Origin of the sequence: Pedobacter kyonggii, from assembly GCF_004310665.1 — a bacterium.
Classification (GTDB): Bacteria; Bacteroidota; Bacteroidia; order Sphingobacteriales; family Sphingobacteriaceae; genus Pedobacter; species Pedobacter kyonggii.
The window spans coordinates 73,487-95,396 of sequence record NZ_SIXF01000014.1 but is presented as its reverse complement, the minus strand read 5'-3'; the positions used below and the strand labels follow the sequence as shown (position 1 = coordinate 95,396).

At 37.5% G+C, this 21,910-nt stretch carries 16 protein-coding genes; 10 read left to right on the top strand and 6 right to left on the bottom strand.

Going from position 1 to position 21,910, the window contains the following annotated elements:
* Positions 1 to 162 precede the first annotated feature (162 nt).
* The 3 genes from EYS08_RS26355 to EYS08_RS15060 form a co-directional block, all read right to left on the bottom strand.
* Positions 163 to 375 carry a helix-turn-helix domain-containing protein gene (locus tag EYS08_RS26355; RefSeq protein WP_394343114.1) on the bottom strand — a complete coding sequence of 71 codons (213 nt, stop codon included), beginning with the start codon at positions 373 to 375 and terminating at the stop codon, positions 163 to 165.
* Between the two features lie 95 nt (positions 376 to 470).
* Positions 471 to 2,453 carry an LTA synthase family protein gene (locus tag EYS08_RS15065; protein WP_244215967.1) on the bottom strand — a complete coding sequence of 661 codons (1,983 nt, stop codon included), beginning with the start codon at positions 2,451 to 2,453 and terminating at the stop codon, positions 471 to 473.
* Positions 2,454 to 2,992: 539 nt separating this feature from the next.
* Positions 2,993 to 3,292 carry a hypothetical protein gene (locus EYS08_RS15060; protein ID WP_131030825.1) on the bottom strand — a complete coding sequence of 100 codons (300 nt, stop codon included), beginning with the start codon at positions 3,290 to 3,292 and terminating at the stop codon, positions 2,993 to 2,995.
* A 605-nt stretch (positions 3,293 to 3,897) separates the two neighbouring features.
* Here EYS08_RS15060 and EYS08_RS15055 point away from each other — a divergent pair.
* The 3 genes from EYS08_RS15055 to EYS08_RS15045 all read left to right on the top strand — a co-directional run bounded on the left by EYS08_RS15055 (position 3,898) and on the right by EYS08_RS15045 (position 6,887).
* Positions 3,898 to 4,227 (top strand): beta-galactosidase, encoded by a 330-nt coding sequence (locus tag EYS08_RS15055; RefSeq protein ID WP_131030824.1) that lies wholly within the window; start codon positions 3,898 to 3,900, stop codon positions 4,225 to 4,227.
* 104 nt (positions 4,228 to 4,331) lie between these two features.
* Complete coding sequence (locus EYS08_RS15050) at positions 4,332 to 5,681, top strand: Gfo/Idh/MocA family protein (protein ID WP_131030823.1); 1,350 nt, start codon at positions 4,332 to 4,334, stop codon at positions 5,679 to 5,681.
* Between the two features lie 114 nt (positions 5,682 to 5,795).
* On the top strand, positions 5,796 to 6,887 hold the full coding sequence (locus EYS08_RS15045; protein ID WP_131030822.1) for a phosphotransferase enzyme family protein: 1,092 nt from the start codon (positions 5,796 to 5,798) through the stop codon (positions 6,885 to 6,887).
* A 191-nt stretch (positions 6,888 to 7,078) separates the two neighbouring features.
* Here EYS08_RS15045 and EYS08_RS15040 read toward each other — a convergent pair whose 3' ends face one another.
* On the bottom strand, positions 7,079 to 7,321 hold the full coding sequence (locus EYS08_RS15040; RefSeq protein ID WP_394343113.1) for a GtrA domain-containing protein: 243 nt from the start codon (positions 7,319 to 7,321) through the stop codon (positions 7,079 to 7,081).
* 431 nt (positions 7,322 to 7,752) lie between these two features.
* Between EYS08_RS15040 and EYS08_RS15035 the strand changes: the two genes are divergently transcribed.
* Entirely contained in the window at positions 7,753 to 10,104 is a 2,352-nt protein-coding gene (locus EYS08_RS15035; protein ID WP_131030821.1) for a TonB-dependent receptor, read from the top strand.
* A gap of 3 nt (positions 10,105 to 10,107) precedes the next feature.
* Complete coding sequence (locus EYS08_RS15030; RefSeq protein WP_131030820.1) at positions 10,108 to 11,217, top strand: PepSY-associated TM helix domain-containing protein; 1,110 nt, start codon at positions 10,108 to 10,110, stop codon at positions 11,215 to 11,217.
* Between the two features lie 122 nt (positions 11,218 to 11,339).
* Here EYS08_RS15030 and EYS08_RS15025 read toward each other — a convergent pair whose 3' ends face one another.
* Positions 11,340 to 11,759 carry an SRPBCC domain-containing protein gene (locus EYS08_RS15025; protein WP_131030819.1) on the bottom strand — a complete coding sequence of 140 codons (420 nt, stop codon included), beginning with the start codon at positions 11,757 to 11,759 and terminating at the stop codon, positions 11,340 to 11,342.
* A gap of 463 nt (positions 11,760 to 12,222) precedes the next feature.
* Between EYS08_RS15025 and EYS08_RS15020 the strand changes: the two genes are divergently transcribed.
* Positions 12,223 to 12,504 (top strand): SelT/SelW/SelH family protein, encoded by a 282-nt coding sequence (locus EYS08_RS15020; RefSeq protein ID WP_131030818.1) that lies wholly within the window; start codon positions 12,223 to 12,225, stop codon positions 12,502 to 12,504.
* A gap of 91 nt (positions 12,505 to 12,595) precedes the next feature.
* Here EYS08_RS15020 and EYS08_RS15015 read toward each other — a convergent pair whose 3' ends face one another.
* Entirely contained in the window at positions 12,596 to 12,778 is a 183-nt protein-coding gene (locus tag EYS08_RS15015) for a hypothetical protein (protein WP_131030817.1), read from the bottom strand.
* 344 nt (positions 12,779 to 13,122) lie between these two features.
* On the opposite strand from EYS08_RS15015, the gene EYS08_RS15010 reads away from it, so the two are divergent.
* The 4 genes from EYS08_RS15010 to EYS08_RS14995 all read left to right on the top strand — a co-directional run bounded on the left by EYS08_RS15010 (position 13,123) and on the right by EYS08_RS14995 (position 21,903).
* The gene (locus tag EYS08_RS15010; protein ID WP_165456472.1) at positions 13,123 to 17,118 is read left to right on the top strand and encodes a two-component regulator propeller domain-containing protein; all 3,996 of its coding nucleotides are present in this window, start codon (positions 13,123 to 13,125) and stop codon (positions 17,116 to 17,118) included.
* Between the two features lie 201 nt (positions 17,119 to 17,319).
* A complete protein-coding gene (locus tag EYS08_RS15005; RefSeq protein ID WP_131030815.1) occupies positions 17,320 to 18,582 on the top strand; it encodes a BNR repeat-containing protein in 1,263 nt (420 codons plus the stop codon).
* 16 nt (positions 18,583 to 18,598) lie between these two features.
* On the top strand, positions 18,599 to 20,770 hold the full coding sequence (locus tag EYS08_RS15000; RefSeq protein WP_131030814.1) for a family 43 glycosylhydrolase: 2,172 nt from the start codon (positions 18,599 to 18,601) through the stop codon (positions 20,768 to 20,770).
* Entirely contained in the window at positions 20,770 to 21,903 is a 1,134-nt protein-coding gene (locus tag EYS08_RS14995) for a glycoside hydrolase family 88/105 protein (RefSeq protein WP_131030813.1), read from the top strand. The genes EYS08_RS15000 and EYS08_RS14995 overlap by 1 nt, the downstream gene beginning before the upstream one ends.
* Positions 21,904 to 21,910: the final 7 nt, after the last annotated feature.

The window sequence follows — 21,910 nt, the reverse complement described above, 5'->3', positions numbered from 1 at the left end:
CAATAAAAGTAATGGAAAATGATAATTATAACGGTGCATTCCAAAAGCCAAAGGGCAGAGTTTGATGTCACATCTACAGACTTTTAACCTCGATTTTAGAAAGGCATTTAACCGCTCTCCACAAAGATGGCTTACTCAAAATAGATTGGAACAGGCACATTATCAACTTGCAGAAAAACATAAAAAATCTGCATAACCCACCTCATGCATCACTTCGTTAACCGTTTTTCTACTCGTTTTCAGGACTTTCTTAGCCGATTCTATTTTGGCGCCTTGTAAATATTCTATTGTGGTGTTTCCGGTTGCGCTGATAAATCTTCTATCAAAATTTCTCCTGCCAACCGCAAACCTGGTCGATAAATCTTCTACAGATATTTTTTGCTGGAGAAGTGGAAACCTAATAATACCTGCAGCCTGTTAAGTTTTAATGAAGGGGCTGCAGGTAATATTTATACTGATTGTTAAAATTATTAGGGTTTCTTTTTAGATTCGAAGCCGTACAACCCATTTTGATACAGGTATGAAGCCATTTGGTAATTGGATATAGCCTCATTAATCAATTTCTGATCTGCTGGTATGGCTACAGCATTTCCGTTAGTAAAATCGGGTTTGTAAGTAGTTGCTTTTTTGTTCGGATCGAGAATAACCAGCTTATTATTTTTAATGTAACCTAAACTCTGGTAGGTGCTTATAAACGCCCTTTCTTCGCTATCTTTCATTTTAAATACATCCTGACCGAAAAATTTACTGTCGTAACTGAAATTCAGGTAACCCAAAATGGTGGGACCGATATCAATCTGTGCGGTGAGTTTCTCAAATTTGCCTGGTGCAATATGCCCCGGACTATAAAAAATCATGGGAATATGATATTTATCTACCGGTAACTGTACTTTACCCGCACTCGAAGCACAGTGATCTGCAACAATAACGAATAAGGTGTTCGCAAACCAGGGTTTCTGTTTTGCTTCCCGTATAAACTTACCAATAGCGTAATCGGTATATTTAACTGCACCTTCTCTGCCAGTGTGCGATGGAATATCAATCCTCTCCTCGGGGTAAGTATATGGGCGGTGGTTCGAAACCGTCATAATCTGTGCGAAAAAGGGTTTCTTGTCTTTATAATCTTTATCCAGTTCGCGTAACGAAAGCGTAAATAAATCTTCATCGGCAACACCCCAGATATTTGAATAATGGATTTCTGAATCCTGAAGTGAACTCCTGTCTGTTACCTGGTAACCGTTATTTGAAAAGAACTCGTTCATATTATCAAAATAGCCATAACCGCCATAAATAAACCTGCTGTTATAGCCGTTCGAACGGAATATGCTACCTAAGGTGAAGAGGTTTTTATTATCGGGGCGTTTTACGATCGATTGCCCAGGGGTAGGTGGGATGCAAAGTGAAAGTGCTTCCAGGCCACGCACCGTCCGTGTTCCAGAAGCATATAAATTGTTAAAGAGCAAACCTTGTTTTGCAAGCGAATCGAGTTGAGGTGTAATATGCTGTGTATTGCCAAATGCAGATAAGAACTCAGCGCTTAAGCTCTCTACGCTAATCAGCACAACATTCATTTTGTTTTCGATGCCTGCGTTATTTATCGCTCTGAATGTATTTTTAAATGCTCTGTTTTTGGCAGTAGAATCTTGTTGAAGCAAATTGCTCAGAATAGATTCGGCATTTTTAACCGGAAGAGTTTTGTAAAAAGTATTGTAATCGAGCTGATTGTTCCAAAAGGCAAATCCAAAATCGTAAATGCCATTGCCCGAAAGCTCATTTACATATTGATTTTTGCTGTGGTATTTCCATTTATGGCTTACCCCAAAATAAGTAAAAACAGGCAGGCACAAAATGACTAGTGCAATTTTTGTCCGCCTGCCAAAACCGGTTTTAGCGGAGGTAGATGCAGTAATAAACTTTCTTAAGCAATAAACAATTAGCACTGTAACGATTACTAAGCCTACCATAATACTGTTGATCGGGTACGATTGGCGGATATTTCCAATAACCTCTGTGGTATATACCAGGTAATCCACAGCTATAAAGTTATAACGGACTGAAAATTCCTCCCAGAAAAACCATTCTGAAATGGCATTGAAGATTAGCGTGAAAACAACAAAGAAAAAATAAATGAACAATAATATTTTGTTGAATTTGCTGGCGTACCATTTTGAAGGAAGCAGCCATAGGTAAATTACAATCGGAATTACCACAAAGGATGCAGCGGCAAGGTCATAAAACAGACCGATAACAAAAATTTTAAGTAAGTTAAGTATCGACCAATCAACAGATGATGCACTATAAATTAATAAAGAGAGCCTCGTAATCAGTGATATGGCAGATAATAATATTGTAACTAAAATAACTGGTCCAAATCTATGATGGAGTAATTTATTTGTTTTTTCGTTAATGCTCATGGTTAATGATGGATCCAAAGCTTGAATTTTACTTGCCAATTGTTTAATAATTGGCGAAGTTAGTTTTCAATTGTGAAGGAATCCTGAAGTTTGGTTAGTGTTTAAAGGTATAGTTAAAATATTGCACTCAACACTTTATTAATCTTCGCTATTATCGATCTATAGACGGTTGTTTTTCGAAGGTTCTCTCCGTTACTGATATTAATTAAACCTGTTTTCGGGCTTAGAAAGTGGTGTAATATTTAATTCTATAAATTAACTCTCCCCCTTGTTTTTAAGGATAGTTTATGCCGATTTCATCAGCAAATAGAGGGTTGCAAATATACGTTTATACTTATTTGAAAACGAATATTCATACTTCCGTGGATACTGCAGCCCCGTTATTCACTCCAATCTTTTTATTGTAAATTTTACGCAACGGCAGCAAGAATAGGAGGGATGGCTCTTATGCAATAAAAAGGATTTCCGTTGCTACCGGGTTTGTTGGTGTTGGGCCTGTAGCTTTTGTTCCTCCTTTTTATATGTTGTTTGCCAATTCATGGGTAGGTTTGGGTAGTCTACAATTAGTGTATGCATTTTTACTTGAAAACGAACATGTATGTCTCCGTGGGTGCTGCAGCCCCGTTATGCACTCCAATCTTTTTATTGCAAATTTTACGCAAAATGAGTTCTTGTTCATCAACAGCTTTACTGTAAACGGGCAAAACCAAGCTAAGGGCGCGGGTAGCGTCGTCTGCGTTTTTAGATAAGATTTCTAAGGCTTCCACTGAGAGTTTAGGTTTGGGTGGATTATAATCATCCCCAAGGGTTTTTAAACGGATAACTAAATCTTTTAAATTGGCGGCATTTTTCGCGTAGCCACTTTCTTTGTTCGCCATAAGCTTTTCTAATTGAGGTAGATATTTGAGTTAATTGAAGGAGAATATTTAAAATCATCCTTTAAAACGTAGTAAACAAAACCTTGCCCAAATTTCTCATTTGGTAATCTTAAATAGGAAAGCAAATATGCCTACCGTCAAATTTCGTTTAGAACCCTCTCAAATAGTTCGAAAACCCTGATTTAAGCTGTAATGATTAAGTGAAAAAATAACATATGCGTTATTATATGTGTGTGAATAAAACTGTAGAGGTTTTTGCCTTATTTCCCCAATTTGCGCTGCCTTTGGAAATACTTCCTCATATTTTTTATTATTTCTACAGTATGGCTTTTGTTAAAATAAAGCCTTAGCTCGCTTTTAAAACAGCGTTAAAAGGGCTAATGCGGAAAGCTTTAATTACCATTTGGCAGGTAACAGGCGTATATGGCAAAGGCATTACAGCATAGCTTAAATAGGCGAAGTAAATAGATGATTTGCTTTGGGCTTAAATAATTGGTAACGTAAAAATTAGTCAATCGTTTGCGCTGACATTTAGTTGTAATGCTCATTTGCTTGTTCTACTTTTAAAAAATACAAAGCAACAAAACCGAAAAGAACCAGCACAAATGCGTACCCATTTTCTTACAAAACCACTTGTTTTAGGGCTATTAATAAGCTTATCTATTAATAGCCGGGCCCAAAAAGAAAACACCTGGGCAATAGGTGCCGAATCTTTTGAGCTTAATGGCAAGCCATATGTAATACGCTGTGGCGAAATGCATTTTGCCCGTATACCAAAAGCCGGGTGGAAACAACGTTTGCAAAGGGCCAAAGCAATGGGTTTAAATACGGTTTGTGCTTACTTATTTTGGAATATGCACGAAAAACAGCCTGATCAGTTTACCTGGGTTAAAAATTTTTTAAAAACCTTTAGCCCATTAAGATGCTGTAGATGAATAGGTTTTGGAGCAAAAAAGTACGAAAGAATAGCAAGTAAAACGTTTGTTCAGTATTAACCGGATCAATTAAAAAACTAAACAATAAACATTAAATAACACAAATGGAACGTAGAGATTTTATCAAAAATGGTGCATTTACGGCTGCTGGTTTAACCATCCTGCCAACCGGAAGTTTATTTGCATCATCAGACAGTGGAAAAGTAAGAGTAGGTTATATCGGTGTGGGTGCACGTGGTATGAGCCATATTTCTGAAGGTGCCTTAAGAGACGATGTAGAAATTGTTGCAATTTGCGATACCCAGGAAAGTTCACTTAAAATCTGTCGTAATTTTATTGCCAAAAAAGGCAGGCCAGCAGCAACAGAATATACTGGTGGCTTAGATGCTTATAAAAAACTTTTAGACCGTAAAGATATTGATGCCGTAATTATAGCAACACCATGGCAGTTTCACCGCGATCAGGCAGTTGATGCCATGAAAGCTGGTAAATATGTAGGCTGCGAAGTAATTGCAGGTTTAAGTGTTCAAGATCACTGGGATATTGTAAACACTTCAGAAAAAACAGGTATGCCTTACATGACTTTAGAAAACGTTTGTTACCGTAGAGATGTAATGGCGGCTTTAAACATGGTTAGACAAGGCCTTTTTGGCGAATTGGTGCACCTTGAAGGTGGTTACCAACATAACTTAAGAAACGTACTTTTTAACAACGGTAAAGATTATTACGGCGGTGGGGTAGAGTACGGGCCAAAAGCATTGAGCGAGGCACAATGGCGTACGCAGTTTAACATCGATCAGGATGGCGATTTATATCCAACCCACGGTGTTGGCCCTTTAATGCAATATGCTAACATTAACAGAGGGAATAGCTTTACCAGTCTGGTATCGTTCAGTTCTAAAGCAAGAGGTTTGGCTGCTTACGTAGAAGAACTTTCTCCTGGCCACCCTAACGCTAAAATTAATTATAAAAATGGTGATGTTACCACTACGATGATCAACTGTGCAAACGGCGAAACGGTATTGTTAAGTCACGATACCCACCTGCCCAGGCCATATTCTATCGGTTTCAGGGTACAGGGAACAAAGGGTCTTTGGATGGATGTAAACAAATCAGTGCACATTGAGCATAAATCGAAAGATCATGCCTGGGATAAAGCTGATGAATGGTTTGCTAAATACGATCACCCACTTTGGAAAAAATATGAAGCAGAAGCTGTAGGTGCAGGCCACGGTGGTATGGATTGGTTTGTATTTAATGGATTTATCCAGGCGGTAAAACAGAAAAAACAAACACCTATTGACGTATATGATTCAGTTACAATGAGTGTAATTATGCCACTTTCTACCAAATCGTTAAAAGAAGGAAATATGCCACAAAAATTCCCTGATTTTACAAAAGGAAAATGGAAAGATCGAAAAAATACTTTCGCTTTAGACGATAGCGGTTTTTAGTCTCGGTTGCGGGTATTGCTTATGGCGTACCCGCATATTTTAATACGCAACTTTATTCAGGTTGATCAAATGGTTGCCTGGAACAATTTTTATTCAAATATATATTAACATCTTATGTTTCAAGCAGTTTTAGGTGCTTATGGACTTAACGCAGAAAAATTTAAAATTGAACCTTTCGGCTCGGGCTTAATTAACCATACCTGGAAAGTTTACGGTGAGGGATTAGCCTATATCTTGCAGGAGGTGAATACGGAGGTTTTTCGCCAGCCTCAAAATATTGCTCAAAATATTGAGACAATAAAAAAATATCTTGATCAAACAGCCCCTAAATATTTATTTGTTGCCCCAATTACGGCCGTAAATGGAGATGATTTTGTGGTTATTGACGATCATTTTTACAGGATTTTTCCATTTGTAGAAAATTCTTGCTCTGTTGATTTTGTACATCAGCCTGAGCAGGCTTATCACGCTGCTAAGCAGTTTGGTAAATTTACCAGGATGCTTTGTGCCTTTAACGTGCAAAAATTAAAGCCCACTATCGAAGATTTTCATAACCTGCCTTTACGTGTAGAGCAGTTTAAAAAAGCTTTAGAACAAGCTAGCGATGAAAGGATTAACGAGGCAAAGTTTGCTATAGAAGAGATTATCAGACATTACGATATAGAAGAGCAGTATGTACACATGGTAGATAGCGGTGCGCTTAATTTACGTGTTGTACACCACGATACCAAAATTAGCAATGTATTGCTACAGGCCGAAACTGGCGTGGGTTTATGCGTAATCGATTTAGATACCGTAATGCCCGGATACTTTATCAGCGATGTGGGCGATATGATGCGTACTTATCTCTCAGAAGCCAATGAAGAAGAGAAGGATTTTAGTAAAATAGCCATTAGAGAAGACGTTTTTGCCGCAATACATAAAGGCTACATGGAAGAAATGGACCAGGTTTTGGCCTTTACCGAAAAACAGTTCTTTATTTATTCGGGTAAATTTATGATTTACATGCAGGCAGTAAGGTTTATAGCTGATTTTTTAAACGGCGATATTTACTATAAAACCAATTATCTTGAACACAATTTAGTAAGGGGATTAAATCAGATCGATTTATTGAATAAATACATTGCCAAAGAATCTAAATTTGAAGAAATTATTAAGAAGATTAATGAAAATAGAGTAAGCAACTCTAAAACAATATTAAACTAATAAGGTAAAGGCAAGGTGTTCAGTTTTTATGCTTCATCGTTTGGGCTGGACATTCCTCTTACCTTTTTATAGTCATTTCTTATTCCTTCCATTAACGGATTATACTCCTGTTAGATGGCGCGCAAACGTTTGTTAATGTATTTTGATATAGAAAATTATACTGCACATACCGAGAGGGCAGAAGCAGGCCATTAAACCCTTTGTTCTTCGCCAGGTGTTTCAAAATAATCTTCTTCTTCTTCTGCTTCAGAAATGCCTAATTTATTAATTTTAAATACCCAATACTTCATTAGCGGATAGTTAAAGCCATAAGAAACAATACTATCAATTAAAAGCCTGCCAAGTTTATAATCCAGATTTAAACTTCGGTGCAATAAATAGGTACCTGCTGATTTTAATGAGATACTGCCCAAAACCACGGTAAAAAAGCGAATTAACTGCCCGCTTGTGGAACTGCAATAACCATCGTTACTTTTAAAAGCCCAAAACGGTTAATACAAAAGTTAACCATCCCGCCAAGGGTACCTGAAATTAAAATAGAAATGGTATCTTCTTTGGAATACCTTTAGAATAATCAGTCATTCGCTTTAGCTTCCCCGATCTGACCAGGTAAGTAAACAATAGGGCAAATAACATAAATTTATTTTACAATACCTTTGCTCGCTCCAGTTAGCAGTGCGTATTTAATCTTTGTTTCCAACATCTTTTTACTCCATACGGTTTAACGGAAATATCAAATAAATTAAATCTTATGCCTTATTTATTTTAAAATGGTGCATGATTAAACGCCAGTTAGGTATCTTTTTTGAGTTATTATTTTTAACAAGTCTAAATAATGCTAGCTTTGCCGAAATTTATAAATTGAATGAAACACCAATACATAAAATTTTTCGCCACTGCTCTTATTATATTATCCTCAGTAACCCTCTTTGCACAAACAGGGAAAGGAACAATCAGTGGAAAAGTTGTCGATTCGTTAGGGAATAGTATACCTTTTGCTAACATACAGGTTAAAAAACAGAAGCTTAAAACCACTTCAGATAAAACTGGTGCATTTAAATTAACTGCTGTTCCTGTTGGAAACCAGCAGATCAGGATTTCGATTACAGGTTACGATCAATTGGAACAGGCGGTATCAGTTACTGCAAACGATACAACTCAGTTAACATTTATTTTAAAAGAACAAAGCGAAGGATTAAATGATGTAATTGTTTCGGCAAGCAGAAGGCCGGAATCATTATCGCAAACACCCTCTTCGGTAACGGTGCTTACAGCGAAGGAATTGAATACACAATCTACAATTAGTCCGAATTTAGCCAATATCCTTTCATACAGCGTACCTGGATTGGGTTTTTCTACCAACCAAACGGGTAACTCTGGGCAGACCTTGCGCGGTAGAAATGTTTTGGTATTAATTGACGGTATTCCGCAATCTACACCATTAAGAGCAGGCGGAAGGGATATCCGCAGTATTGATCCTTCGGTTATAGAGCGTGTTGAAGTTATTAAAGGTGCCACCGCCATTTATGGTAATGGTGCAGAAGGTGGTTTGATTAATTACATTACTAAAAAAGCCGATAAAGGAAAATCATTCGGAGGTTATTCTCAAGCCGGAATTACAGGGAACTTAAAAGGCGATAGTACCATAGGCTACCGCTTTTCGCAACAGCTTTACGGCAAAACAGGTAAGTTCGATTACCTAGTAAGTGGCATGTTCGAAAAAACTGGCGTTTTCCGCGATGCTGAAGGCCTGGTAATTTCGCCTGAGTATGGTTTAGGCGAGACTAAATCTTATAATGGTTTTGTAAAAGTAGGTTATAACTTTACTCCAAAACAGCGTTTGCAGTTGATGTATAATTATTTCAGCTCCAGGCAGCATTCTAAATATTTAACCAAAGATGGTGTTTATGGTCAATCGCCGGCTATTGGTATTTATGGAACAAGATTGGGTGAAGATGAAGGAACAAGGTTTAACCATAATGCTAATTTACAATACACCAATCAGCAGATTTTCGGTAAAACTGATTTAACGGCCAATATATATTATCAGGACTTTTATACCATTTACTCCAACTCAGCGTCATTTTTCGGCAGCGGCCAATCGGCTATTACTTCAACAAAAAAGGGTGCAAGGGTAAACCTGAATACGCCTTTTAACCTTACAGATCAGGTACCAATGCAATTGAACTATGGTTTGGATTTAATGAACGATAAAACTGCTCAAAGCTTAACTGATGGCCGTTTATGGGTACCTAATATGAATATGGTGAACTTTGCACCTTACTTACAAGCTTCTGCAACTTTAATTAATGATTTAACAATAAAGGGAGGCTTAAGGGTAGAAAATATTAATATTGATGTAGACGATTTTAATACCCTTGCTACCGGTGCAAATGGTGCAGGAAGTATAGCGGTGCAGGGCGGTAAGTTAAATTACAATGCTTTAGTATTTAATGCTGGTGCACGTTATTCTAAATTCAAGTTTTTCAACCCTTTTATCAGTTATGCGCAGTCGTTCTCGGTGTTCGAGCTGGGTAGGGTGTTAAGGGCAGCCAAAAGCAATACCTTATCGCAATTGGAAACTAAACCAATCATTGTAAACAATTACGAAGCTGGTTTTAGCAGTACCGTAGGTAAACTGAATTTCAGTGCTGCTTATTATTACAGCACTTCTAAACTGGGCGCCAATCTTTTAGAAGTTAATGGAACTTACATCTCTCAACGTATCCCAGAGCGTGTATATGGATTTGAAATCCAGGCAGATTATCAGGTTCTACGTGATTTGAGCATTGGAGGTAATTATGCACAGGTAGAAGGAAAAGGTGATGTGGATGATGATGGCAATTTTAACGGAGAGAAAGATGTATATTTAAACACAACCCGTATCCCACCATCAAAAACCACCGTTTACCTTAAATATTCAGGTATTAAAAACTTAAATTTAGATGTAAACTGGATGCGCGTAGGAAATCGAGACCGCTTTAAAACCAATGCAGCAGGTAAATATTTAATCGGCGAAGGTCCGGTAAAAGCTTTCAACTTATTTAATGTTGCAGCAGTATATCAGATTACACAGCCTTTAAAACTATCGGTAGGTGTAGAGAATTTATTGAACAAAGTTTATTATCCTGCCATTTCTCAGTTTTATGGCAGCAATGTAAATTATGTAAGAGGGAATGGGCGCAGATTTAACCTATCATTAGGTTACGCTTTTTAGACAATGAAGAGCAGGAATTTTAAAAATACCATCAGGAACATTCATCTCTGGCTCGGCCTGGCGACTGGCCTGGTGGTATTTATTATTAGTGTAACTGGCGCGCTGTATATCTTTGAAGAAGAGATCAGAGATTTTACACAAAAAGATTTCCGCTACGTAGGGCTTCAACAGAAGCCTTTTGTAGGTTTAGATCAAATCATTTCCAACTTTGAAAAATTATCGCCCAACGACCAGTTAAGGCTGATCAGAATTGAAGATGGGTTTTCAAACGCTACGGTAGAAATTACCAGTAAAAAGGGGATGGTTTACTATTTTAACCCCTACGATGCCACATTAGTAAAAAAGGGTGGCGAAGATTGGCTCCAGGTTGTAGAACATATCCATACCTCCCTATTGCTAGGTAAAACTGGAGAGTTTATTATGCAGTGGTCGGTGATTATTTTCGTGCTGATGCTGATAACGGGACTGATACTCTGGTTTCCTGGCCAAATGCGGTTATTAAAACAATCGTTAACCATTAAAAGAAAAGCTTCATTTAAACGGTTAAATTACGATTTACACAACGTATTAGGCTTTTATGCATCAGTTGTGCTATTGATTACCGCTTTGAGTGGTTTGTATTTCGCTTTTAAAAGTGTAAAAAATGCAGCCAGCTTTTTTACCGGGAGTAAATTAGGGCAAGGCAAAGCCATCGTTTTAGCCAAACCTACGCATATCGATTCCATACCTGCACGTTACAATAAAATTTATACCGAAACAAAAGTTAAATATCCAGGAGCTATTTCCACTAGTCTTTCGTTGCGTGGTAAAGGTGAACTGCGGTTAAGGATGATCTATCCGTACCGTTGGGCACGCAACCAGAATACCTTTTTTTATGAGGAGGCTACAGGCACAATGACTAGAGCTAAGCTGTATAAGGATTTTAACGGCGCCGATTTAATAGAAGCCACCAATTACGATCTGCATACGGGCAGACTTTTGGGCCTTCCAAATAAAATTCTTTCTTTTTTAGCAGCTTTGGTTGCAGCGAGTTTGCCAATTACAGGTTTTATCATCTGGTGGAAGAAAAGGAAAAAGCCCAGGAAAGCGAAACCTGTTCTTATCCATGGGTAAATAGTGTGCCTGTAACATTGGAATAGCTTTTATCTGATCATAATCGGTTAATATTCGCTTAAACCTGATAATGGTACCTAAATCGTAGGGAAGCCGGTTCTGTATTAGAGCTTGAAGCCATTTTAAGTAATCTGTTCAGCATATGCTTTAAGCTGGTTAAGTCCTGATTGACAGAATTCCTGTTGCATGGTCAAATCAAGACCTGCAACGGGTTCAAAGATTTCGATAAGTGTAACTGGATTATTTCCTGTAAAGGTGATCATGCTTTTCCTACCGTCGTCTAAGGTATAAGCAAGTCGCTCATGCTCAATAATTTCGGTGTAAGTTCCTTTAAAATCAAAATTTTCGGATCCGTCCTTTTTAGCCATAACGTATAAAAAACCACCTCCTTCTACCAGGTTATTTTCAATTTTCTTATTGATCCATTCGTCTGATGGCGCATTCCACTTGGCAATATGTTCAGGCTCATTCCAGATTTTCCAAACCAGATTAATGGGCTTATATATCTGAATACTGGCAGTTAAAGTATTCTTAAAATCCATGGCGCTTTAATTTTTTATAAAAATAACTGCCCGTACGTACAATTTAAGTGGCCATTAAAGACAAAATTAGAGGTGATTTGAGCAGAAATTTAAAAGAAAACTAAATTAGAAAACAGCAATTTTTATATCTGTTTTTCAGGCTAAAGGTGTATGATTATCTAGATAAAGCAAACAAAAATTGCCTCATTGGTGTAATTATAGTTCCTCTAACACGGGAGTAATTGGAAAGGGGTAAACATGGATGTGGCTACCCTTTTCTCTTTTGACAACATTTTGAGCAGTGAACTTGTTTAGTTCATTTTGTTCAATGTTGTTTGTCTGATCCGAAATTAATAACAAAGTGTTTTACAGCAAAGAACAAAAGAGAAGAGACATCTGACCATGCTTAATTGGTTTCAACAGCCATTTAACATCTCCATTTTCCATCCCTCGATATTTTTTGTACCCTTGTAAAAAAATAAAAATGGAGAAAGCACTTGTTAATATAACCTATTGTCCCAAATGTGGCTGGATGTTACGTTCGGCTTACATGGCACAAGAAATTTTAACCACTTTTGTAGACGAGATAAAGGGGGTAACTTTAATTCCAAGTGAAACATCGGGCGTTTTTACTGTTCATGTTAGCGAGAAACTAATTTTCGATAGAAAGCAGATGCAACGCTTTCCTGAAATTAAAGAGTTAAAACAGCTTATTCGTGATGAAGTGAATCCAACCTTGAACCTTGGGCATTCTGATGTTAAATAGCTAACATTTAAGTTTAGGGATTTAAATAATTGACCGAATAGTTGGTAGGCTACATGATCATCTCAGTCGCTAACAGGATTTTAGTAAATTGTTATCTTAAAGCCAAGATCAGTTTGCCTGATTTGATTCTGAAATAGTAGGTTAAAGAAGTTTTGCTTCTTAAAACTTCAATGGTTTTAATGGCGCCAGAACTGCCCCATGTGTCAGAAATAAGATCGCCAACTTTGAGTTGTTCTAGTCTGTGGATGGGAGTCAATGCATCAATATGTGTCATACTAACAAAAATAAACCAATATATTTTTTTTAGATAGGATTTTTGTGTCAAAATATGCAATTCACGTTTATGTGTAATAATAAATAATACGGTTTCTGTCTGTAAATGAGTAGGTATTGTAGACGAGTTGTTGATATATAGGTGGAAAATATCAAAATAGGACAGGAGAGTGCTGCCTTATTGTAAGAGAAATCTTACGATTTTTACTATTTAATCCTAAACAATTGCCGATAGCTGAGTTTTAGGAAAATATGTATATTCGTTTCCTGCCATGCATACCACGGTACGGTTTCTCTATGCTCCTTATTCAGAAAAAAACTGTTTGCTTCATATTTTTTTTATGGATGGGCGCAGTTGTTTGTTTTGCCCAGTCTTCAACTATTCGCCTTAAATATTTGGGGGTAGAAAGTGGCCTGTCTAATAATGTGGTAAACTCTTTGTATTTAGATCATTTTGGGTTTATGTGGATGGGTACCTATGATGGATTAAACCGTTACGATGGCTATCATTTTAAGGTTTTTAGAAATGGCTGGGGAGATGAACATTCATTAGTAAATAACCATATTACGGTACTGAATGGTGATGCTAAAAACAGGGTTTGGGTAGGTACGCAAAAGGGCATTTCTTATTATGATTATGCCGATTCCAAGTTTCATCAATTGATATATCTAAACAAGGGAAGAAAAAAAGAGGTAAGTTATGCTATTAATTCCATTGCAGTAAGTAAGGCTTTAGCTGTTTATGTGGCTACTGAAGAAAAAGGCCTGTTTATGCTCGAAAAGAATAGCAGCATAGCAGAACGGATCCCATATGGCAAAAAATTCGATTTCACTGTAAAGGCTTTATATATTGATGAACAAGAAACCCTATGGCTTTTTATAAAAGATGTAGGGCTTTGCAGGTATGATAATGATAAACATAAACTTCGTTTAGTAACTGCTGCCATACGCTCTGTAACATGCATTGCAAAAGGCACTAACCAAACACTCTGGGTTGGAACAGAGCACGGACTTTTTCAATTGGATAAAGCCAATAGTAGCCTCACCAGGTTTAACCAGCATTTAAGCAATGAAAATATTATGAGTTTGTTGTTTGATCGGCAACAAAAACTCTGGATTTCGACTGATGGGGGAGGAATTGCTGTTTATAATACAAAAAATAAAAAAACAAATTACCTATCTGCAGGAAAAGAAAAAGGCTTACTGAGCAGTAATTCTGTTGCCCAGGTTTACGAAGACCGCGAATCTAGAAAGTGGATTGCAACCTTACGTGGTGGGGTTAACATCATCGACCCAGAAAACGAGCAGTTTACCACTATTAAACATGATCCATTAAAAAGCAATTCCTTAATTGACAATTTTGTACTCTCCTTTGGCGAAGATGAAAACAGAAATATTTGGATCGGGACTGATGGAGGCGGTTTAAGTGTTTGGAACAGAAAGCAAAATACTTTTGCTAATTATGCCAAAACCGGCGATCCAAACTCTTTAACAAGTAATTTCGTTACCAGTATTTTAAACGATGCAGATCATAATATTTGGGTGGCCAGTTTTAGCGGCGGGATAGATCGTTTTAATAAAACAACAGGTAAGTTTGTCCACTATAACTGTTATAATACCTATAAAGGCGTTGATGACATTAATATTTGGAAGCTTTATCAAGACAAACAGCAAAATATTTGGGTAGGTACCACAAAAGGTGGTGCATTGTACCGTTACAATAAAAGCGCCGATAAATTTGAACTTTTTGACCATAAACTAAAGGATATCCACAGCTTGTTCCAGGATTCGAAAGGCAGGCTTTGGGCAGGTAACTATACCGAACTGATCGAAATCGATCCAATAAACAAAAAGCATCGTTATACGAAGATTAATTTTGCCATTAGGGCCATTCAGGAAGATTTTAATCATCAAATATGGATCGGCACCGAAGGCGGAGGTTTATTGCTTTTTGATCCGGAAACAAAAAAAATAAAGCGGTACATTCAGAGCGATGGATTACCAAGTAATTCGGTGCTCAATATCCTTCAGGATGCCCAAGGTAATTTATGGTGTAGTACTTATAATGGTTTGTCAAAATTTGATGTTGCACACAACAGCTTTAAAAACTATTATGCTACCGATGGCCTACAGAGCAATCAGTTTAATTATAATGCTGCATTAAAACTTGCAAACGGTAACTTTTTGTTTGGTGGAATTGGTGGCTTCAACTTGTTTTCGCCCGATAGCATTAAGAAAAATAAACGGATACCAAAAATGGTGCTGACCGATTTTAGGATCAATAATATTCCGCTCGATCAGGATTCAGGTTATAACGATATCTCTGTTGTTAATTTAGCACGCATAGAAATCCCATTTAGTGCTGCGGTGATTTCTATGGATTACGCAGCAATAGAATTCTCTTTTCAGGATCAGATTTCTTACGCCTATTACCTGGAAGGTTGGGATAGAGACTGGAATTATGTAAACAAATTAAGCACAGCCTATTATTCCAGGTTAAATGAAGGTGAATATAAACTGCACATTAAAAGTACTGATACGGAAGGTGCTTGGAGCAACAATGAAAAGATTGTAATAATTAAGATTTTACCACCGTGGTACCGTACCTGGTGGGTCTATGCCATTTACCTCATTATAGGGTCTTCCCTGTTTTATCTTTTTCAAACCTATCGCAATCGCCAGAGAAGATTAAAACACGAAGTAGAAATTACCAACCTTAAAATGGAGCGTGAAAAAGACCTGAATGAGAAAAAACTGAATTTCTTCACCAATATTTCGCACGAGCTGAGAACGCCGCTAACCTTAATTGTTAATCCGATTAAAGATATTATCCATAAAAAAGACCCAGGGCAAGAGAAGAACGATTTAAATGTTGTTTACCGCAATTCGAGGCGTTTGTTAAGCCTGGTAGATCAGTTATTACTATTTAGAAAAACGGAAAGTGAGAACGACGCTTTGAAGATTGTAAGGATCAACCTCTACAAATTTACAAACGAGATTTTCCTCTGCTTTAATTATTTGGCAAAGCAGAACCATATCGAATATACTTTTGAGTGTGAGGAAGAAGAATTGGATATTTATGCAGATAAAGACAAACTCGAAATTGTTTTCTTTAACCTGCTCTCTAACGCACTTAAATTCACCCCAAAAGGCGGCTTTGTGAAATTTAGTGTTAAAACCCTTGGTATGCGGGTGCAGATTGAGGTGAGCGATAGTGGTCCGGGCATACCGGCACATGTAGGTGAAAAGTTGTTCGATAAATTTTATAAAGTAATGTCGAACGAATCGCTGAAGATGGGTTTCGGCATTGGTCTTTACCTGGCCAAAAACTTTGTAGAATTGCATAAAGGGAAAATTTCATTCCGTTCCAACCAGGGGATGGGTACCATATTTTTGATCGATATTCCGGTTGGGGAGCCAAACTTGCAGCAAAGTGGTGTTTTCCAAAACGAATTAACCTATGTAAACGAGCTCATTGCGCAAGAGGAAGAAGCAGAAAATAACGATGCCGAGAATGTGGGCAACCTCGAATTGCTCATTTCAGATTTACACTCGATTTTGGTTATTGATGATAACCCTGAAATTATTGATTACATCAAGCATATTTTTCAGGATAATTTCAAAATTTACAAGGCCGAAAATGGTACAGATGGGCTGAAACTTTGTAAAGAATATTTGCCTGATATCGTAATATCTGATGTAAACATGGATGGTCTTAATGGTATCGAACTCTGTAAGGCGATTAAGGAGGATTCTGCCTTAAGCCATATTCCGGTAATTCTGTTAACCGGCGACCCTAGTCCGGAGGTAAAACTTAAGGGAATCGAAGTTGGTGCCTACGATTTTATCAGTAAACCCTTCGACAAGGAGCTTTTTACAGCCAAAATTAATAGCATTATTAAAAACAGGACCAATCTTCAGTCTTATTTCTACAATGAAATTACCTTGAAAAGTGATGCCCATAAAGTGTCTCAGGAGGATAAGGGTTTTCTTCAAAAGTGCATTACCATTATAGAAGAAAACCTGATGGAAGACAGTTTTAACGTAAAAACACTGGCATCTGATCTTGGAATGAGCCATTCTAATCTCTATAAAAGGATCAAGGCCACTTCAGGTCAGTCTATAAATGGTTTTATCCGTTTTATCAGACTAAGAAAGGCTGCCGAACTGTTAATCAATACCAATTTAAATATTAACGAAGCTGCCTTTAGAGTAGGTATAAATGATAGTAAATACTTTAGAGAACAGTTTCAAAAGTTGTTTAAATTAACGCCATCAGAATTTATAAAGAAACACCGAAAAAGTTTTCATAAATACTATAATATTAATGCCACAACATAAAAGTTACGCTATTTTGGCTTTTAAAGGCGTTTATCTTAAAACGCCCCCTGCAAAGTATGATTTAGCCCCCTGTGTAAAGCTTAAAAATTTCGGTACTTCGGCTTCATTAAATGTAAGAAACCGAGCAGCCTAAACCGAATAATGTATCAATCCCTAAATAAAAGTATATTTCTAATCTGCACATTCATCGGTATTAACCTGATGAGTGTTGCACAAGAAACACAACTGAGTACCATTGCCAATAATGGCTGGGCAAACAACTCGGTAAATACTGTTATTTTTCGTAAAAATTCTTTAATCAGCTTTAATGATAGCCAGTATGCCGCTTATTATGATCACGAACAAAATGTGGTATTGGCCAAACGCAAAATCGGTTCAACCCGTTGGATATTAGTTACCACGCCCTATAAAGGCGATGCCACCGACGCTCATAAATCAATTAGTATCATGGTAGATGGTGATGGTTTCCTTCATATTGCCTGGGGCCAGCATAATAACAATCTAAACTATGCCAAATCAGTTTCAGCAGGTTCATTAACCTTAGGGAATAAAGAAGTTATGCTTTCTGCAAAGGAAAATAAGGTCAGTTATCCTGAGTTTTATAAGCTGGCCAATGGCGATCTCTTATTTTTTTACCGCGATGGTGGCTCTGGAAACGGAAACCTGATGATAAACCATTATAGTTTGAAGACCAAAAAATGGACACGTGTACAGGATGGGATGATTGATGGCGAAGGACAGCGAAATGCATATTGGCAGGTAGCCGTAGATCAGGTTGGCACCATCCATTTATCGTGGGTGTGGCGCGAAAGCCCTGATGTAGCCAGTAACCATGATTTATGTTATGCCAAATCAACTGATGGAGGTTTAACCTGGTTAAAATCTACCAATGAAAAATATAGTCTTCCCATTACTGCCGCTAATGCAGAATATGCACTTAAAATTCCGCAAAAAAGTGAGCTGATTAACCAGACATCAATGTTTGCCGATGCCAAAGGCAAGGTATTTATTGCTGGTTATTGGCGTGGGTCGAATGAAACCGGTCCTCAATATCACCTCGTTTTTAAAACAGATGGCCATTGGGAAGTAAGCAACCTTAATTTTAGAAAAACGGCTTTTAGCTTAAGTGGTACTGGTACAAAACAGATTCCAATTTCGCGGCCACAGATTATTGTATGGTCAAATGGCGGACATTATGCTGCCGGTTTATTGTTTAGGGATGCTGAACGTGGAAACAAGGCATCTATTGCTTTAAACGATCATCTTGGATCGGAAAACTGGAAAATTAAAGACCTTACCGAAACAAGTATGGGCGATTGGGAACCCACTTACGATACCGAACTTTGGAAAAATAAAAGGATGTTGAGCCTGTTTCTGCAAAATGTTACCCAGATAGATGGCGAAGGGAAAGCAAATCAGGTACCAACCCAGGTGCAGGTATTGGATTGGAAACCTAAAAAATAAACCGAATTACCAGGAAATGAAGCATCAATTAACAAAATATAGTATTCTTTTATTGTTGATATTTTTATCAAGTACGATAATCGCACAACCTAAAAAACGCATTGGCCGCATAGCCGAATCAAAAGAAAACATAGCTTATTTATTTACCTATTTTACCGGAAATTCGAAAGCAGAAGAAGCAATCCGTTTTGCAGTGAGCACCGATGGTTACCATTACAAGGCTTTAAACAATAACAATCCAGTCATTTCTTCCGAAAAGATCAGTAGTACTGGTGGTATACGCGATCCACATATTTTGCGTGGCGAAGACGGCAAAACCTTTTACATGGTGGCTACCGATATGGTTTCGGCCAATGGCTGGAACTCGAACAGGGCAATGGTATTGTTGAAATCGAATGATCTGATCCACTGGACATCAAGTGTAATCAATATTCAAAAACGTTTTCCAAATAATGAAAACCTGCTTCGGGTTTGGGCTCCGCAGACCATTTACGATAAAACTGCCAAAAAATATATGGTTTACTGGTCGATGAAACATGGAAATGATCCCGATAAAATCTATTATGCCTACGCCAACGCAGGCTTTACAGATCTGGAAACAGCTCCAAAACAGCTCTTTTTTAGCCCAACTAATGGTTCTTGTATTGATGGCGACATTATTTACGATAAAGGGAAATACAATTTATTCTTTAAAACAGAAGGAAATGGCAACGGCATAAAAAAAGCAGTTTCCGATCAGCTCACCACAGGTTATGTGCAGCAGGATAAATATTTACAACAGACAAAAGAGGCTGTAGAAGGAGCTGGTGTTTTTAAATTGAACCATAGCGACGAATATATCCTGATGTACGATGTATATATGAAAGGCCGCTATCAGTTTACCAAAAGCAAAGATCTGGCAAATTTTAGTGTAGTAGATCAAGATATTACCATGGATTTTCACCCAAGGCACGGAACTATTTTGCCTATTAATCAACAAGAGCTAAACCGGTTGCTCAATCAGTGGTATACTGTCGAATCTGTTTTGCAAAGCGCACAGAATAAGGCAATCAACCAAAATAATATTGTTTTAGATAGCGTGAACCAAAAACTTTATCTGCCTGTAAATTATGGGACTGATTTAAAAGCTTTTGATCCGCAGTTTAATACCTTTAATCAAATCAGTATCACACCAAAAGGAAAATTAGATTTTACTAAAGGCCCTGTAAAAATTAAAGTAGGTATTGCCCATCAACAACCTAAAACTTATTCGGTAAGTGTTGCTGTAGCCAAGAACCCAGTTTTAAAAGGTTATTACGCAGATCCGGAAATTTTATATTCCAATAAAACAGGTAAATATTACATCTATCCAACCAGCGATGGTTTTAATAACTGGAGTGGTACCTATTTTAAAAGTTTTTCATCAACTGACCTCGTTAACTGGACAGATGAAGGTAAAATATTAGACCTTGAAAAAGATGTTTCTTGGGCGAAAAAGAATGCCTGGGCGCCTACCATTATCGAAAAGAAAGTAAACGGTGCTTATAAGTATTTCTATTATTTCACAGCAGCACAGAAAATTGGAGTTGCTGTTGCTGATCATCCGTCCGGTCCGTTCAAAGATAGTGGTAAGGCTTTAATTTCAAGCAAACAAAAAGGAATTAAAGGCGGGCAGGAGATTGATCCTGATGTATTTAACGATCCTAAAACCAATAAAAGTTATCTATATTGGGGGAATGGTTACATGGCCGTTGCACCATTAAATGAAGATATGATTTCGATTGATACCAATGAGATTAAAGTTATTACACCAAACAATGGTTTTAGAGAAGGTACCGAAGTTTTTTATCGTAATGGAAAGTATTATTTTTTATGGTCTGAAGATGATACCCGGAGCGAAAATTATAGGGTACGTTATGGCTTTTCTGATTCGCCTACAGGAAAAATAACCATTCCGGAAAATAATCTGATTCTGGCAAAAGATGTAACACAAGGTATTTACGGAACAGGGCACAACAGTGTAATCAAAGTTAACGGAAAAGATGAATGGTATATGGTTTACCATCGTTTTACCCGACCAAAAGGAATCTCAATGGGAAGTGCTGCAGGCTACAACCGCGAGGTTTGTATCGATAAAATGGAATTTAATACTGATGGAACCATTAAACCTGTAGTACCAACCGTAAACGGCATTAAACCAATACACTAATGAATTTAAAATTGTATCAAGCGCTTTTCTTCTTGTTGTTTTTTATCAGCACTGCTGTAAATGCACAAACTTCAACTTCAAAAGAGGAAGTACTCGAAATGATCGGTCGTGCAAATGCCTACTGGCAAAGTAATAATAAACCAGAAGTACGTGCTTTTTGGGATCATGCTGCATACCATACCGGAAACATGGAGGTTTATGGAATTACGAAGAACGAAACTTACCGTAAGTATTCAGAAGATTGGGCCGTTTATAACAAATGGATGGGCGCAAAATCAACTGATAAATCCAACTGGAAATATAAATATGGCGAAACTGATGAGTATGTACTGTTTGGCGATTGGCAGATCTGTTTTCAAACCTATATCGATTTATACCACTTAAAACCCGAAGAATATAAAATTGCAAGGGCAAAAGAGGTAATTGAATACGAAATGAGCACACCCAATAACGATTATTGGTGGTGGGCCGATGGTTTATACATGGTAATGCCTGTTATGACCAAACTATATAAAGTAACTGGCGATCAAAAATACCTGGATAAACTTTACGAATATTTTATGTATGCCAACAGCATCATGTACGATAAAAAGGAAAAACTTTATTACCGGGATGCCAAATACGTTTATCCAAAACATAAAAGTGTAAATGGTAAAAAAGATTTTTGGGCAAGGGGCGATGGTTGGGTATTTGCAGGTTTGGCAAAAGTGTTAAAAGATCTGCCCCTTAACGATCCACATCGGAACGAATACCTAAGCAAGTACCAGAATATGGCCAAAGCAATTGTTAAAAGCCAGCAGCCAGAAGGCTATTGGACCAGAAGTATCCTCGATCCACAGCATGCCCCTGGGCCAGAAACCAGTGGGACAGCCTTTTTTACTTATGGTTTGTTATGGGGGATAAACAACGGTTATTTAAAAGAAAAAAAATATTTACCTGCAGCACAAAAAGCGTGGGGATATTTAGCTAAAACTGCATTACAGCCTAACGGTAAACTGGGGTATGTACAGCCTATAGGAGAGAAAGCCATTCCAGGTCAGGTGGTTGATGTAAATTCTACCTCGAATTTCGGAGTAGGTGCCTTTTTATTGGCGGGGTGCGAAATGTATCGCCAATTATCAAACAAAAATTAATTTTTAC